15 protein-coding genes are annotated in these 15,976 nt (G+C 61.4%); 9 read left to right on the top strand and 6 right to left on the bottom strand.

All coding sequences use genetic code 11. The features are described from left to right. The 5 genes from QP922_RS10780 to QP922_RS10760 are packed head-to-tail and all read left to right on the top strand — an operon-like array spanning nt 1 to nt 3,851. A complete protein-coding gene (locus tag QP922_RS10780) occupies nt 1-651 on the top strand; it encodes a thiamine phosphate synthase (RefSeq protein WP_284809446.1) in 651 nt (216 codons plus the stop codon). Further along, complete coding sequence (thiO, locus tag QP922_RS10775; protein WP_284809445.1) at nt 648-1,793, top strand: glycine oxidase ThiO; 1,146 nt, start codon at nt 648-650, stop codon at nt 1,791-1,793. Before QP922_RS10780 ends, thiO begins: the two co-directional genes overlap by 4 nt. Continuing rightward, complete coding sequence (gene thiS, locus QP922_RS10770; RefSeq protein WP_070672274.1) at nt 1,790-1,987, top strand: sulfur carrier protein ThiS; 198 nt, start codon at nt 1,790-1,792, stop codon at nt 1,985-1,987. The genes thiO and thiS overlap by 4 nt, the downstream gene beginning before the upstream one ends. Further along, a complete protein-coding gene (locus tag QP922_RS10765) occupies nt 1,988-2,767 on the top strand; it encodes a thiazole synthase (protein WP_284809444.1) in 780 nt (259 codons plus the stop codon). It abuts the gene before it with no gap. A 25-nt stretch (nt 2,768-2,792) separates the two neighbouring features. Continuing rightward, nucleotides 2,793-3,851: a ThiF family adenylyltransferase gene (locus tag QP922_RS10760; RefSeq protein WP_284809443.1), complete on the top strand. Its 1,059-nt coding sequence runs from the start codon at nt 2,793-2,795 to the stop codon at nt 3,849-3,851. On the opposite strand, the gene QP922_RS10755 is transcribed toward QP922_RS10760, so the two are convergent. Then, nucleotides 3,848-6,013: a YhgE/Pip domain-containing protein gene (locus tag QP922_RS10755; protein ID WP_284809441.1), complete on the bottom strand. Its 2,166-nt coding sequence runs from the start codon at nt 6,011-6,013 to the stop codon at nt 3,848-3,850. The two genes, QP922_RS10760 and QP922_RS10755, sit on opposite strands and share 4 nt — an antisense overlap. A gap of 219 nt (nt 6,014-6,232) precedes the next feature. On the opposite strand from QP922_RS10755, the gene QP922_RS10750 reads away from it, so the two are divergent. Then, complete coding sequence (locus QP922_RS10750; RefSeq protein ID WP_284809439.1) at nt 6,233-7,309, top strand: HNH endonuclease signature motif containing protein; 1,077 nt, start codon at nt 6,233-6,235, stop codon at nt 7,307-7,309. Between the two features lie 186 nt (nt 7,310-7,495). Here QP922_RS10750 and QP922_RS10745 read toward each other — a convergent pair whose 3' ends face one another. The 4 genes from QP922_RS10745 to rimM are packed head-to-tail and all read right to left on the bottom strand — an operon-like array spanning nt 7,496 to nt 11,558. Further along, nucleotides 7,496-9,805: a Tex family protein gene (locus QP922_RS10745; RefSeq protein WP_284809438.1), complete on the bottom strand. Its 2,310-nt coding sequence runs from the start codon at nt 9,803-9,805 to the stop codon at nt 7,496-7,498. A 42-nt stretch (nt 9,806-9,847) separates the two neighbouring features. Then, complete coding sequence (locus tag QP922_RS10740; RefSeq protein WP_284809436.1) at nt 9,848-10,216, bottom strand: hypothetical protein; 369 nt, start codon at nt 10,214-10,216, stop codon at nt 9,848-9,850. Beyond that, nucleotides 10,207-11,061 (bottom strand): tRNA (guanosine(37)-N1)-methyltransferase TrmD, encoded by an 855-nt coding sequence (gene trmD / locus QP922_RS10735; RefSeq protein ID WP_284809434.1) that lies wholly within the window; start codon nt 11,059-11,061, stop codon nt 10,207-10,209. The genes QP922_RS10740 and trmD overlap by 10 nt, the downstream gene beginning before the upstream one ends. Then, nucleotides 11,058-11,558, bottom strand: a complete 501-nt coding sequence (gene rimM, locus QP922_RS10730; protein WP_284809433.1) for a ribosome maturation factor RimM — start codon at nt 11,556-11,558, stop codon at nt 11,058-11,060. Before rimM ends, trmD begins: the two co-directional genes overlap by 4 nt. Before the next feature lie 33 nt (nt 11,559-11,591). Between rimM and QP922_RS10725 the strand changes: the two genes are divergently transcribed. Continuing rightward, nucleotides 11,592-11,990 (top strand): cupin domain-containing protein, encoded by a 399-nt coding sequence (locus QP922_RS10725; protein WP_284809432.1) that lies wholly within the window; start codon nt 11,592-11,594, stop codon nt 11,988-11,990. Between the two features lie 23 nt (nt 11,991-12,013). Beyond that, the gene (locus QP922_RS10720; RefSeq protein WP_284809431.1) at nt 12,014-12,682 is read left to right on the top strand and encodes a TetR/AcrR family transcriptional regulator; all 669 of its coding nucleotides are present in this window, start codon (nt 12,014-12,016) and stop codon (nt 12,680-12,682) included. Nucleotides 12,683-12,735: 53 nt separating this feature from the next. Here QP922_RS10720 and rpsP read toward each other — a convergent pair whose 3' ends face one another. Next, nucleotides 12,736-13,260 carry a 30S ribosomal protein S16 gene (rpsP, locus tag QP922_RS10715; RefSeq protein WP_070669852.1) on the bottom strand — a complete coding sequence of 175 codons (525 nt, stop codon included), beginning with the start codon at nt 13,258-13,260 and terminating at the stop codon, nt 12,736-12,738. 295 nt (nt 13,261-13,555) lie between these two features. Here rpsP and QP922_RS10710 point away from each other — a divergent pair, with 295 nt between their 5' ends. Then, entirely contained in the window at nt 13,556-15,814 is a 2,259-nt protein-coding gene (locus tag QP922_RS10710; protein ID WP_284809430.1) for an acyltransferase family protein, read from the top strand. Nucleotides 15,815-15,976 lie beyond the last annotated feature (162 nt).

Here is a 15,976-nt window from a genome sequence, read left to right as displayed (position 1 = left end):
ATGCCTGATCTTCGCTGCTACTTCGTCACGGGCGCGGGCTCGCATGCGGACGTCGTTCGCATCGCGGCTGCTGCAGCGCGCGGCGGGGCGGGGGTCGTACAGGTACGTTCTAAGCCGATTTCTGCCCGCGACCTCTACCTGCTGGGCCGTGACGTAGCGCGTGCGGTGGCACAGGCCAACCCAGAAACGCGTGTGCTTATCGACGACCGCGTGGACGTCGCCGCTGCCCTCCGCCACGACGGCGAAGCAATTCACGGAGTGCACATTGGTCAAGACGATCTGCCCGTGGCGCAGGCCCGCGCACTGTTAGGGCCAGAGGCGATCATTGGGCTAACCACGGGTACTCGCCAGCTGGTCGAGGCGGCCAACGAGGTAGCTCAATATATTGACTACATCGGCTGCGGCCCCTTCCGTTCCACCCCAACGAAGGACTCCGGCCGCCCGCCGCTGGGCCTTGATGCCTATCCAGAGTTGGTGAAGCTCTCCCGCGTTCCTCTCGTGGCCATCGGGGATGTCACCGCCAACGACGCAGCTGATCTTGCCGCAACTGGCGTGGCCGGCCTAGCTGTCGTGCGCGGCATCATGCATGCCGACGACCCTGAAGCCTACTGCCGCGAGCTGCTGTCCGGCTTCGATGAAGGTGCGCGATGACTATCGCCTCTGATTCTTCCGTCATCATTGTCGGCGCAGGTGTAGTGGGCCTAGCCACCGCAGTGGAGCTGGCTTCCCGGGGTCACGAGGTCACCGTGCTGGATCCTGCGCCGGCCTCCGGAGCCACGCACTTCGCCGGCGGGATGCTCGCCCCCACTGCAGAGGTGATGTACCAGCAGGATCCGCTCTTTCCCTTGATGCGAGCCTCCGGCGAGTGGTACCCGGAACTTATCGATCTGGTGGCGTCCCACACGGAGGTACCCACCGGCTACCGCGATGAAGGCACCTTCGTCGTCGCCGCCGACCGTGCGGATGCCCAGCACCTTGTTGAGCTAGCTGACTATCAATCTCTCCACGGCATGGAGGTCGAGCGCATCACCGTGCGCGAGGCCCGCCGCGCCGAACCGCTTCTCTCCCCGCGTCTCGCCGCTGCCGTGAGCATCCCCGGTGATACCCAGGTCTTTCCCCGCCAGTGGGCCGCTTCGCTGCTGAGCGCAGCCCAAGAGCTCGGCGTGCGATTCTTCCGTACGGCGGCACAGTCGATTGATGCCGCTACAGGCATGGTCAGCACTCCCGCTGGCAACTTCCACGCGGATGACGTCGTCCTGGCTGCTGGACTGGGCGCCCGCGACGTCGACTGGGCACGCTCAGCGGGATTTGAACGCTCTCCCCTCCAACTGCGCCCGGTGTATGGCGACATCGTGCGCCTGCGCGTGCCAGAGCACCTACAACCGCTGCTTACCCGGGTCGTCCGCGGCTTCGTGGAGGATCGCCCCATCTACCTCATCCCTCGAGCCGATGGCACCCTCGCCGTCGGCGCAACGACCCGCGAGGATTCCCTGGCCTCCGCACAAGCCGGCGGGGTCTACGCGCTGCTTCGCGACGCCATCCGCATCCTCCCCGCCGTCGAGGAGTGCGAGTTCCTCGAGGCCAGCGCAGGTGCTCGTCCCGGCACGCCGGATGACCTGCCTTATCTTGGCCGCGTCAGCGACCGGCTCGTCATCTCTACCGGCTATTTCCGCCACGGCATCCTGCTCACGGCCCTAGCCGCGCGCTGTACCCGCGAGCTCATCGAAGGAACCGATCCCAGTATCGATCTCACTGCCTGCAATCCCCTGCGACATCTCAAGGAGCCACAATGATCCTCATCCTCAACGGCCAGGCCTATGACACGGCGGCCGATACCGTCGCCCAGCTGCTTAAGGAAAAGGGCATCGCTCCTGACGGCACCGCAGTGGCCGTCGCTGAACAGGTCATTCCCCGCTCACAGTGGGACTCCACCCCACTTAACGAAGGCGCAGCCGTGGAAATCCTCACCGCAGTCCAAGGAGGTTAAATGCTCACCATCGCCGATACCACCTTTTCCTCCCACCTCATCATGGGCACTGGTGGGGCCACGAGCCACGAGGCGCTCGAGCGCGCGCTCGTCGCATCCGGAACCGAGCTGACCACCGTGGCCATGCGGCGCCACGCTGGCACCAGCGGCGGCGAGAGCGTCTTTGATCTGCTGCGCCGCCTCAACATCGCGCCATTGCCCAATACCGCCGGCTGCCGCACCGCGCGCGAGGCGGTACTCACCGCCCGCATGGCCCGCGAAGCGCTCGGCACGAGCTGGGTCAAAGTCGAGGTCATCGCCGATGAACACACGCTACTGCCCGATGTCGTAGAGACCCTCGACGCCACCGAGCTGCTCAGCGCCGAAGGTTTTACCGTGCTGGCCTATACCAGCGATGACCCCGTGGCAGCCCAGCGCCTCGAGGATGCAGGCGCCGCGGCCGTCATGCCGCTCGGCGCCCCCATCGGCACCGGCCTAGGCATCCTCAACCCACACAACCTCGAGCTCATTTGCTCGCGCGCCTCAGTGCCCGTGCTTGTCGACGCCGGCATCGGCACCGCCTCCGACGCCACCCTCGCCATGGAACTCGGCTGCTCCGGCGTGCTGCTCGCCAGCGCGGTCAACCGTTGCCAGAACCCGGAAGCCATGGCCACCGCCATGCGCCACGCCGTCGAAGCAGGACGCCTCGCACGCAACGCCGGGCGCATCCCGCAGCGCGAGCACGCCCAGGCTTCCTCCACCTTCGAAGGTCTGGCCAACTGGGCTGACCAGGTCCTGTAGCCCACAATCTAGAAGGACTGCCATCGTGCTCAGCAAAACCGAACGCGCCCGGACCGCGCGCCAACGCCTCCTGCCGGGCTTCGGCGACGTCGCCCAAGAACGACTCCACGCGTCACACGTGCTCGTCGTTGGCGCAGGAGGTCTTGGCTGCCCCGCCCTTCAGCAACTCGCTGCGGCAGGCATCGGGCGCATCACGCTCATTGATTCCGATACCGTCGACATCAGTAACCTGCACAGGCAGGTGTTGTTTGGTGCGGGGGACGTCGGCAAGCCCAAGGCGGAGGTCGCAGCCGCACGCGCCCGTGAACTCGCCCCCGAGCTCACCATCACCGCGCGTAAAGAACGCCTCGATTCCACTAACGTCCTCGAGCTATGCGCTGCGGCCGACCTCGTCCTCGATGGCTCAGATACCTTCGACACGAAATACCTCGTCGCCGATGCCTGCGAAATTACCTCCACCCCGCTGGCCTGGGGAACCGTGCTGCGCTACGGCGGGCAGGCCGCTCTGTGGCACTCCGGCCCCAATTGCGCTGACGGGCGCGGGGTGGGCCTGCGCGATCTCTTCCCCTCCCCGCCCACAGGTGAGTCCCTCGAGTGCTCCACCGCTGGGGTTCTCGGGGCCACGACGTCTGTCATTGCCGGACTGATGGCCACCGCAGCCCTCGCCACGCTCGGCGCACTCCCCGAACATCGGTACATGGTCGGGCGCGTGACATCCTACGACGCGCTCCCCGGCGGCTTCCGCTCGCTGCGCGTGGGCGCCGACCCAGACCGCCTCCTCGTCACCGCCTTGCCCGACGAACCGCAACTACCGCCGGAGCTTCGCGACGGCCACGCCGCCCTCCTCGACATCTCTGAGCACCCCACTCTCACTGCGGACGCGGTATCACTGCCATGGCATACCGTCACTGACAACGACTCTGTGCGCCTCGCCCTCTCTTCCTGTGACTCGGACCTGGTGTACGTGGCCTGCCCCTCAGGCGGGCGAAGCGCCGGTTTTGTCTTGCGCTATGCCGACCTCGCTGCCGAAATGGGCATCGAGCTGCGCAACCTCCCCGGAGGCTTCGGCGCGTACAGCTTCTAGGCGCTCGCCGCCACCTTCGGGCGGAAGAGGTGCTCGTCGAGGATGCGAGCGGTACCGTGGTGGCGCGCGCGGAACACCACGCAAGAGGCCACCAGCGCCAACGCGGTCACGATAAACAGAACGGCAATGCCCGCCCAGAAGGTGCCATCGTGGATGCCGTCAGTAGCTCGGGTAAAGGCATTCTTCGCATACGACATCGGGTGGAAAGGATGCAAAATGCTCAGCGGACGTGGAATAGCCGCCACTGGCCACACGCCGCCAAAGACCATGATTCCGAGGGCAAAGGCGCCGACGGAGAAGATAGCTCCAATCTTGCGGCCGAACGTGACCAGGAAGAACTGGTACGTCGCCGCACCGACCGCCGCAATTGCAGCAATAACGAGCAGCATCATCGGCCAGCTGGCTGGGGACCACCCCACCGTGGCTGACATGAACGCCATGAAGCCCAAAACCAGGAAGTTGAGACCTGCCACCACACCGAACGCTGCCAAGACGCCACGAACCGGACTGGATGCGGCCCCATTGCGCCGCCCCAGATAGTACGGCAGCGTCATCGCGAGAAGCAGCATAACGAGGAAGCCAAAGACAAGCACGAAGAGCATCGATGCTCCGCCCGTGATGTTCTTGTGCGTCGGGTCGATCGGGTTGACCACGGTCTGCACCGGATGAACATTGGACGAGGTGAAATTAATAGGCACCGCCATGTTCTGTGCAGAAGTATCTGGCTGGCTGATAGACGGAGCCTTCGCGGCGCCATCGGCCAGCTTGGTGGCTAGTTCGTTGGAGCCTTCCTTGAGCTGGTCCATACCTGCCTTCAACTCTGTGCCACCCGCCGCCAACTGGCTTGTGCCATCTTTGAGTGTGCCTGTGCCCTCATGAAGACGAGAAGCACCATCGTGAAGCTGGACGGCACCACTGCTGAGCTCACCCACACCGTTGCGCAGTTCTTGAGTTCCTCCGGCCAGGCGGTGGGCACCGTCGTTGAGCGCCGTCATGCCGCCCAGGTATTCCGAGTTTGGGTCGGACAAGTTGTAATAAAGCTGGCCAGTACCGGCTGACAGCTTCTCTAACTGAGCCACCATATTGCCGCTAGCTGCCGGGTCGAGCTTGGAGACCAAAGAGTACAACTGCTCGGCCTGCTCGGTCATGCCGAGGTTGCGGAGGACGTCGACAAGCTGCAGCAGTGCCGGTGCGACTGCCTGGGCTTGCTTGAGAATTGGAATTAGCATGCCCGTGAGCTGATTGACACCGCCATCAATCTGGCTTGCACCATCAGCAAGGCGCCCGGTGCCAGCGAGCAGTTTATCCGAGCCGTCGGCAAGCTGTGCTGCACCATCATCCAATTGTGCGGCGCCAGCACTCAAGCGCCCCACACCATCATTAAGCCGCGTCGTGCCATCCAAAAGTTGACCCGTACCGTTATTGAGCTCAGTCGCACCGGAGTCGAGTTTGGCAATGCCCTCGACCGCGCGGCCACCGCCGTCTTGCAGCTTGCCCGCGCCCTCGTCCAAACGCCCTGCGCCTTCCGCTGCCGTTCCCAATCCATCACTGAGCTTGTTGAGTCCCTCAATGACCTGGTCGGCATATTTCTTGGAAATCGCGTTCTCTACGCTGGTCTGTACCTGCGGGATGAGGCTCGACGAAATCACCGAGCCATTCGTTCCGTAATAATCGTTGGTGGCGAAGTGAATCTCCGGCTTGACCGGTTTCTCACTAATAATCGTCACGGCCTGCTCGGAGAAGTTCTTCGGGATGGTCACGACCATGAGGTACTTGCCTTTGAGCAGTCCTTGGTCGCCATCGTCTTTGCTGACCTCTGAAAAGTTGAGATAATCCGTTTCCATGAGGCCTTCGACAACCTGATCACCGTAATTGGTGTACTTGCCTTGCTTCTCGACGCCCACATCCTCATTCACCACCGCCAAGTCAATATTGCGCATGTACTTCGAGGGATCCCACATGGCCCACATCATGGTGCCGGCAACGACGATGGGTGCGACGAGCAGAAAGACAATCAAAACGCGCGACAGCGTGCTCCGTGGACGCCAGTCCAATACGCGGTGCCACCCCATCGCTTCACCGCTGTCAGCTCCCCTGTCCACCTTCGCTGGCGAAGCGCCATTCGCTGCATGCGTACTACTCGTTTCGGTTGCTTGGCTCATGCCCGCCTCCTCATAGTGCTAGTTCAGGTCCGCTGGTAGCCGTCCTTCCAGGCATTTTCATCTAAAGGTCAAACGTGAGCGAGGCCACTATGTCGTTTGTTTCAACAAACATACCACCGGATGAGTTACTAGCGTGAACTTACGGGCATTCGTTGTCTGCATGTCACGCATTCCCCTTCCGGTTGCGGGGTTGGGCGGGTTGTTTTAGGGTTCTGGGTCATGGGGGATTTAGAAACCTATTTCTCCTACCGCAACTCGGGGATCACATTGGTGAAGCAAGCGGTAGGAGGCGAGAAACGTTTACGCGCGCTCGGCGCTGCACCTGCCGATGCCGCCGAGCTTGCACGCTTAAACCACATCTACTTCGGCACCACCAAGTTCACGGGTAAGCAACGCACCGCCCGTAGCCGAGCCGCCGAACAAGGCCATGATCTGGCCACGCTAAGCCTTATTGAGTCCTACACGAAGAAGCTGAAGAACCAGCTGCACGCGTGGAACCTGCGTGTCAAGCTCGCCGGTACACCAGCATCGAACATCCCTGCTGTGGCGGCCAAACGGCTCAAAGAGCTCAAACCCAAGCGCATCCCCACCCCTGGGGTGCGCATGACCTATCGTGCTGACGGTCCGCATTCACTCACAATTACCGATGACCCCATGACCGTCACCGAGATGCGCGGCGTGCTGGAATCCATCAACCAGAAAAACCTGCTTGACGCCTCCCGGCACGTTTTCTTCAATAAATCTCACGGCGGTACCAAACCAGCTGTTCTCACCAGCGTGGTGGTGACCTTGGACAAGCTCGACAAGATTATCTCCGGCGACGGTGACGACATCGTCCTTGAGCTCACCAATGGTGGGCGTATGACCGGCACGCAGTTCTTGAACTACAAGTTTGCTGAGATCGGCTACGTCACCCTCATTCACCCCACGATTGGGCCGGTGTGGCTGCACCGCATGAAGCGCTTAGCCGGGTTCGAGCAGCGCATGATGGCTAGTGCTGAGCACCCCACCTGTGCCAGGAAGGGGTGCAACAAGCCTGCTGACTATGCCCAGGTGCATCACCTAGTGCCATGGAAGGCAGGAGGGGCGACTGACCCGCCGAATCTGACCATGTTGTGTGCCTATCACAACGGGGTTAATGATGATGACCCGGATAAACCCACCGGTGCTGGCTACGTGTTTAGAATTCGCGGCGACGTCACCTACGTCCCACCGTGGGCAGAACCAATCACTGCCCAAACGGCGTATCAACTAGCCCAGCAAGCTACAGCACGGGGACCAGACAAACCCGGTTAAACCGCCACGCGCTACCGGACACGCATCACCGGTCGTGCAGGCGCCCAAACGGGCCGCCCGGCGGGTAAATCGCCACGCGGACGCCCACCACCGGGCATCCGCGACATCGGCGATCCCAGCTGCCGGTTGGACGCTGAAACGGTTGAACTCCCGACCGTTTGATCGATAGGGGGTGGTTAAGCCTGTTTAGAAGCCGGCCTTCTTCAGAGCGTCAGCCATCGAGCTGCTACCGCGGTCGGCGCGGCCGCGATCGGAGCGCCCACCGCTACGAGCAGAAGTGCGGCGCGAGTTCTTTCCATCCGAGCGGCCACCACCGTTATTACCGTTTCGGCGCTTGGGGGCGGGCTGGCCGGGTTCGTCGTCGAGCCGCAGCGACAAGCCAATGCGCTGGCGCTCCACGTCGACTTCCATGACCTTCACCTTGACCACTTGGCCCGAACGGACCACATCGTGCGGGTCGGAGACGAACGTGTGGCTCATGGCGGAGACGTGGACGAGGCCATCCTGGTGCACGCCCACATCGATAAACGCGCCAAAAGCCGCAACGTTCGTCACGGTGCCCTCCAGAATCATCCCCGGCTTCAAGTCCGAGACCTTGTCCACGCCTTCCTTGAACGTCGCGGTCTTAAACTCCGGGCGCGGGTCGCGGCCGGGCTTGTCCAGCTCCGCGATGATGTCCGTAACGGTCGGGACGCCAAAGGTCTCGTCAGCGAAGTCGGACGGGCTAAGCTTTGTCAGCACCCGTGAATTACCAATGAGCTCCGACACTCCCAGGCCGGTTTTCTCCGCAATGCGCGCCACCACCGGGTAGGCCTCCGGGTGTACGGCCGAGGCGTCGAGCGGATCCTTACCACCGCTGATGCGCAAAAAGCCTGCCGCCTGCTCGAATGCCTTCGGCCCCAAGCGCGGCACCTTCTTCAGCTCCTTGCGCGAGACAAACGTGCCATTCTCATCGCGATACGCCACGATGTTGGCGGCAATCGTGGAGTTCACGCCGGCCACGCGCTCCAGCAACGGTGCTGAGGCTGTATTGAGGTCCACTCCAACGCCATTCACGGCATCCTCCACCACGCCGTCGAGGGTGCGAGCAAGCGCCACCTGGTTGACGTCGTGCTGGTACTGCCCCACGCCAATCGCCTTCGGGTCAATCTTCACCAGCTCCGCCAGCGGGTCCTGGAGACGGCGCGCGATCGAAACGGCGCCGCGCAGGGAGACGTCCATGTCGGGGAATTCATCGGCCGCTAGCTGCGAGGCCGAGTAAACGGAGGCGCCGGCCTCAGACACCACCACCGGCGTGGGGCGAGCACCTCCTGCTTGCGCGATGAGGTCAGCAACCTCGCCGGCCAGCTTCTCCGTCTCACGCGAAGCGGTGCCGTTGCCAATCGCCATGAGGTCCACCGAATGAGCAGCGCTTAGCGACGCCAACTCCCTCACCGCCTCAGCCCACTTCTGCTGTGGCTGGTGCGGGTAGACAATCGTGGTGGCTAGGACCTTGCCCGTTGGGTCGACAACCGCGCACTTGACGCCATTGCGGTAACCGGGATCCAAGCCCAAGGTGGCGCGCTGGCCAGCTGGGGCGGCCAAGAGCACGTCGCGCAGGTTGGTGGCGAAAACCTTGAGGGCGCCTTCCTCCGCCTTTTCTTTGAGCCGCATGCGCACGTCCAGACCGGAGGAGATGGAGAGTTTGGTGCGCCAGCCCCAGCGGACGGCGTCGGCAAGCCAGCGCGAGCTGGCAACGTCGAGGTCGAAGCGTTCTGCAATCATGCCCTCGTACATGGCGTCCTCGCCAGCATCGAGGTTGAGCTGCAGCACGCCCTCGTTCTCACCGCGCAACAGCGCCAGGATGCGGTGCGAGGGCAATTTTTCAAAGGGCTCAGAGAATTCGAAGTAGTCTTTGAACTTCGCTCCCTCGGCTTCCTTACCTTCCACCACGCCGGAGTTCATGGAACCACTAGAGTACATGCGCTCACGGACCTCACCGACGAGGTCGGCATCCAGCGCGAAACGGTCGATGAGGATGGAACGTGCGCCATCGAGGGCCTTCTTAGTGTCCTCAAACCCCTCGGTGAGGTACTCCCCCGCCAGCTCCGCCGGGTCCGCAGTGGGATTGTCAATGAGCTTATCCGTGAGCGGTTCGAGGCCTGCCTCGCGCGCGATATCCGCCTTAGTCTTGCGTCGCTTCTTGTACGGCAAGTAAAGGTCTTCCAGGCGCGCCTTTGTCTCACACGCCACGATGAGCGCGCGCAGCTCCTCGGTCATCTTGCCCTGCTCCTCAATCGCGGACAAGACGGTCTCCTTGCGCTCCTCCAGCTCGCGCAGGTAGGTGGAGCGTTCCTCGATGATGCGCAGCTGGGAATCATCCAACCCGCCCGTGGCTTCCTTGCGGTAACGAGCGATGAACGGAACGGTATTACCCTCCGCCATGAGCGTGAGAGCGGCGTCGACGAACTGTTCTTTCACGCCCAGCTCGCCGGCGATGGTGGCTGCGATATTCACAAAACCTCTTTGTATGGGTCGGGGACTTAAGACCTTCCCACCCTATACCCCGCCCTGCCACGCGCAGGAAGTGCCTAGCCCAAATTCGGTATGCCCAATTTCTGAGGTGCCGTACCACAAGGTATGCGGCGGCAGGCAATCCGCAACTGCCGTGGTCACCTTCGTGAGCGGTAAATCTGAAGAGCCGTTCACGATGACGCGCCACACGTGTTCGCTCACCGGAGGGTGACCGTGGTTGTTCAGATACTCATTGACCAGGATGTTGTCCGGCTCGCAGGTAAAAGACACGATCTCAGCATTGATGTCTCGCGGCTCGACGCCGCCCTCGCGCAGGCGCTGCGGCATGTCCGCTAGGACCGTGTTCCATTCAGCTTCAGTCATCAAGATTGACAGGTCAGTGCTCACGTCCATGACGTATCCTCCTTGAGTGCTTCAAGATATGCGCGGTCGGCAGCATCTAGTTCAGCTGTCTCCAGCAGCTCAGGCCGGCGCTGCAGTGTTCGCTTCAGCGACTGCTCGCGGCGCCAGCGGTCCACCTTGGCGTGGTCACCGGATGTAAGAACGTCTGGTACGGAAAGGCCACGCCACTCGCGAGGTTTGGTGTAGCTTGGCCCTTCCAAAAGACCGTCGGAAAAAGAATCCTCCTCGTGGGAGCGCCGATTTCCCAGCACGCCCGGGATAAGGCGCACCACGGCCTCCGCGATGACAAGTGCTGCCACCTCACCGCCGATGAGCACGTAGTCCCCGATCGAGACTTCCCGCACGCGGTAGCGCTTAGCGGCATCCTCCACAACGCGCTGGTCAATCCCCTCATAGCGCCCACAAGCGAACACGATGTGCTCCTCAGCCGACCACGCCTGTGCATCTTCCTGTCTAAAAGGTTGTCCCGCCGGGGTCGGCACAATAAGCAGAGGTTTTTCTTCGGCGCTGGGCTCGGCATAAGCGCGGGATTCCACGCCGTGGATATCGTCGTGCCGCGGCTTTGACAGGTGCGGCAGGGCACTGCCGAGATCGGACGTGGAGGCGGTGCCGGAGGAGACGTCGTCAAGCGCAGGGCCCCACACCTCAGGTTTCATCACCATCCCGGGCCCACCCCCATACGGGGAATCATCGACGGACTTGTGCACGTCCGTAGCCCATTGGCGCAGGTCATGAACACCCACGGCGAGCTTTCCTTGCTCAATCGCCTTGCCCAGCAGCGCGTGACGCAACGGGTCGAGGTACTCGGGAAAAATAGTAACAACGTCGATTCTCATAGCTCGAGCAGCCCCTCCGGCGGGGTAATGGTGCAGGTACCGGCATCAAGGTCAACGTCCGGGACAATCGCCTCGACGAAGGGAACCAACGCTTCCTTTCCGTTCGCCAGCTCGACTTCGAGCAGTGACTGCGTGGGTCCATGCGTCACGCCGGTCACTTCCCCAATGTCCTGGCCGTCCAGTAATACGCGCAGCCCCTCCAGCTCGTGGTCATAGAAGCCGTCGTCGTCTGGATCCTCGATGGGTTCCGCAAAGAACTGGGTTCCGCGTAGCGAGTCCGCCGCGGTACGGTCGGGTATTTCCTTAAAGCTAATAAGCAGACGCCCCTTATGTGCGCGGAGCGTGGCGATAGTGAGCTCGTGTTCCTTCTTTCCTTGTTTGCCGTGAAGGACCTCGCCCACAACGTAGCGTTCCTCGGGGGAATCCGTAGTTACCTCAACGGCAACCTCGCCTTTGATGCCGTGGGACTTCACCACGCGGCCAATAAGTAGTTCCATGCCCTAAAGCTTAACGGGCTAACCTGGAAAAGTATGACTGACCTTCCCATCAATGATGTCACCACGTTCGGCGATGCGACCCACGACGGTTCTGTGCTCACTACTCTGAACCTGCTCGACGAAGCTCCAACTCCCGACTCCACGCGCCCACGCCCAGCGGTCAAGCGCGTGCTCAGCGCCGACGGCGCGAACCTGATTCTCTTTTCCTTCACGCCTGGCCAGGATCTTCCTGATCACAAGGCAGCACACCCGATTACGGTCCAGGTACTGCTGGGTGCGGTGACCTTTAGCTGCGGGGAACAAGAAGAAACCCTCACTCCTGGGTACATCGTGCACCTCCCGGCATATGTTCCCCATGCGGTATCTTGTCGCGATGAACCGGCGCTCATGCTGCTCACGATGTTGACACCGAACACTAGCACGAATGTATAGACACGTAGTAGCATCGTTTTATCGTGAACAGTTCTAAGCCTTACCACCACGGAAATTTGCATGAGGCGATCCTCCACGAGGCGATCGTCCTTGGCCGCGAAGGTGGCCCCCAAGCCGTCACGATTCGCGCAGCCACTCGCGCAGTTGGGGTCTCCCCCACTGCGGCATACCGCCACTTTAAAGACCAAGCCGAGCTTCTCGACGCCGTCTCTGACGTCGCCACCACTGAGCTCATTAATCGCCTCAGCGCTGCTTTTCAGGACACCGAGGGCTCCATCGTGGACAAGATGATGGCGGCCGGGTTTGCCTACTACCACTACGCCCTCGATGAGCCAGACTTTTTCGAGTGCATGATGGCCTCACGAGGCTACGACATTCCCGGCGGCTTGGCAGCCGCGACCGACGGGCCTAGCGAGGACCCGCGTGTGCAAGCCACGTATAATTTTTATGACTACATGGAGCAATACGCTCGTGAAAGTGGGCAGACCCCGGACCGGAAGCACATGATGCGCAACTGCTTGGCTGGGTGGTCCACTGTGCATGGCTTTACCGTCCTGTGCACGAGCGGCCACTTGGCGTCGCTATCGGATGAAGAGAGAGAAGAGATGGCGAAGGCCGTCTTTGCCGCCGCAATTCGTGGCTTGGACTTTGAGAATTCCTCGGATCCTCACCGCAATTACAAAAAGTCATAAAAAATCCCCGCTGGCCATCACAGGCAAGCGGGGATTAAGTATTTCGAGTGCGATTACTCTGCGGACTCTTCAGTCTCAGCAGACTCGGACTCCTCGGCCTCAGCGGCCTCTTCCTCAGCCTTAGCAGCCTCAGCAGCAGCGGCCTCCTCGGCAGCCTTCTCAGCGGCAGCCTTAGCCTCGGCCTCTTCCTTGGCCTTACGCTTCTTCTCGGTGATGGCCTCGATGGTCGGGCCATTGTTGGCCTCAGCCAGAGCAGCATTGAAGAGATCCAGCTTGGACGGCTTCTCTTCAGCAACCTTCAGGGTGCCCTCTGCACCCGGCAGGCCCTTGAACTTCTGCCAGTCACCGGTCACCTTAAGCAGGGCGAGAACCGGCTCGGTCGGCTGAGCGCCGACGCCCAGCCAGTACTGTGCGCGCTCGGAATCGATCTTGATGAGGGACGGCTCCTGCTTCGGCTGGTAGATACCGATGTTCTCGATAGCCTTGCCGGAACGGCGGGTGCGAGCGTCAGCAACAATGACGCGGTACTCAGCGTTGCGGATCTTGCCGATACGCTGAAGCTTGATCTTTACAGCCATGATTGGCTCCTTTTCTAGTCACCGGGCAGTGCAGCCACGCGCCTTGGAATGGCGCGCCGGTTCAACCCTTGGATTTATCCTGCGCGTGACGTGCCGGCCGTCCGTGGGCGGTTGCGGCGTTACGCAGAAATGAAGTTATCAGTGTTATCCACGCACGGTACGCAGACAACCTCTCCAACTTTAGCGATACAGGTGGAAAATAGGAAATCCACCCTTTCGCCGCGGTATTATGCCCCTCCCCGTGAAAGGGGTAGTCTGTAATGCGGTCAATTCGCTGCCACACATAGATCTTTTTATGACTCAACAAGCCCCATCCAGATTCCGCTACCGCTACGACCTTGACGGCCTGCGTGGCATCGCGATCGCTTTGGTCGTGATTTACCACGTCTTCGTCGGCCGTGTCTCGGGTGGCGTGGACGTCTTCCTGTTGCTGTCCGGTTACTTCTTCCTGGGTTCCCAGCTTCGCTACGCCGCACGCCCGAATGCCTCCCTCAACCCGTGGTGGCCCATCTGGCGAACGATTCGCCGCCTCGTGCCCGCCCTAGTGCTGGTTATCGGCGCAAGCTATATTCTCGTGCGGCTGTTCGCCCCAGAGCTCATGAACACCGAGCTCACCAAGCAGATTACGGCGACGGTCTTTTACTACCAGAACTGGGAGCTAGCGCGTCAAAATGCCGACTATGCGGCGGCATCAGCGACGACATCACCGCTGCAGCACATGTGGTCCATGGCAGTACAGGGCCAGTTCTATCTCATCGGCATCCTGTTCGCCCTTGGCTTGGCGGCGTTTATGCGGCTGCGCCCGAAGCACACGGGCCTTACTCCCCAGCGCTTCCCCACCGTCAATTCGATTGCTGGCCCCATTCTAATTGTGGTCACCATCGCGTCCTTCGCCTACGCTAGCCGCGACGGCCTCTTCGGCACCCCGGAGAACTACTACTCCACGTGGTCGCGCGCGTGGGAGCTCACTTTAGGTGCTGTGCTGGTGATTTATGGCTCGCGCCTGCAGATGCCACAGCGTCTGTCTAACATCGCCGTTGCCGTGGGTTTGGCTGCTCTGGCCTGCACGGGCCTTGTCATTTCCGATACTTTGGCATTCCCCGGCCCACTGTCGCTACTGCCGATTGGCGGCGCTGTACTCATCATCATCGGCTCCGGTGGTTCCTTCTCCCGTGTGTTGACCTCCCGTATCTCGCGCTGGCTGGGTGATATTGCTTATCCCCTCTACCTATGGCACTGGCCCCTGCTCATTATCTTTACGGTAGCTCTGGGTCTGGAGACTCCTCCATGGTGGCTGGGCGTCATCATCATCACGGTGTCGCTGGGGTTGGCGGATGTGACTCATCGATTCGTCGAGAAGCCTCTGCGTCAGCACCGCAAACGCCCGCTTGCCGACGATCTCCCAGTGCACCGCGGCCTCGCTGACTTGCGCACCCGCAAGGGCGCTGCTCGCGGAGTTGGCGGCGTCGTGGTGGCCGCCTGCACCGTGGCGCTCGTGGCTATTCAGCCACTGTGGGCACGTACTTTGGACGAAGCCAATGCTGAGGTGCTGGATCCGGCGCTCTACCCGGGCGCAACCACCTTCCCCTATGGCATCACGCCTCCCGATAACGTCGAATTTAAGCCTGACCCCATCTTGGCACGCGGTATTACTCCGCCGGTGGCGGATAACTGGTGCTTTATTCCGGAGGACCAACCCACGGACTACTTCTTCGAAACCCGCAGAGACGGCGAAACTCCCTGTGTCTTTGGCGATATGGATTCCGATGTCGAGGTGTTCTTGGTGGGAGGTTCGCACGCCGAACAGTACTCCTCTGCTTTGGATTACTTGGGCCGTGAGATGGGCTTTAAGCTTGTCCCGCTCACTCGTGTGGGCTGCCCAATTGAGTTGGGCGATGAGCTCTCTGTGAAGCCCGAGTGCGCAGAATGGAGCAAACACGCCGTGCAGCGCATCATCGATGCCGACCCAGCCTTGGTGGTGTCGAACTCGACCCGTCCTGGCCAGCCCTTCGGCCACGGCCCCGACGCTGTCCCGCCAGGATACAAGGCCTTTTGGGACGAGCTGGCGAAGCACGAGATTCCCTTCGTAGGTTTCCGCGATAACCCGTGGGGTTTCGATGATGAAGGCAACGGGCTGGAGTTTGATGAATGCTACGTTGCCACCAAGGATGCTCTGGGCTGTGGCATGCGCTTCGAGGAGGTCTACGAGAGCTACGACCCTGGTGCCGCAGTCTTGTCGCAGTACCAGAACATGCTGGCGGTGGATACCTCCAAGTGGTTCTGCAACGATGCTGGAGACTGCCCCGTTGTCATCGGCAACGTGATGGTCTACCGCGATATGCACCACTTCACGAAGGCCTTCGCTGATTCCATGATCCCGCTCATCCGTGACATCATCACGCCGATTCTCAACGGTGAAACGGTCCAGCAGGAAGCTCCAGAGATCCCGGCGCAAGCAGCAGCCGCGGATTCACAGCAGTCCACTCCTGCTCCCGCCTCAACACAGAATCAGCCTGTCCCCTACCCGCTGTACCCGGCAGGCCAAGCTATCTAAGCTGCCTATCCAAGCGGCCTATCCACTATAGGGGCTCTTCCGGTTTCGGGGTGCGTAGCGGGGTGAAGTAGAACACGATGGGTTCAGCGGGTCACCACAACATATAGGGGTCCCTGGTGTGAAGATGAAAGTTCCTACACAACCATCTAAACCCACCAGGGA

Source organism: Corynebacterium sp. MSK218, from assembly GCF_030232655.1.
In the GTDB taxonomy this organism is placed as follows: domain Bacteria; phylum Actinomycetota; class Actinomycetes; order Mycobacteriales; family Mycobacteriaceae; genus Corynebacterium.
The sequence above is the reverse complement of the archived record's forward strand: the minus strand, read 5'-3'. Positions and strand labels throughout refer to the sequence as shown.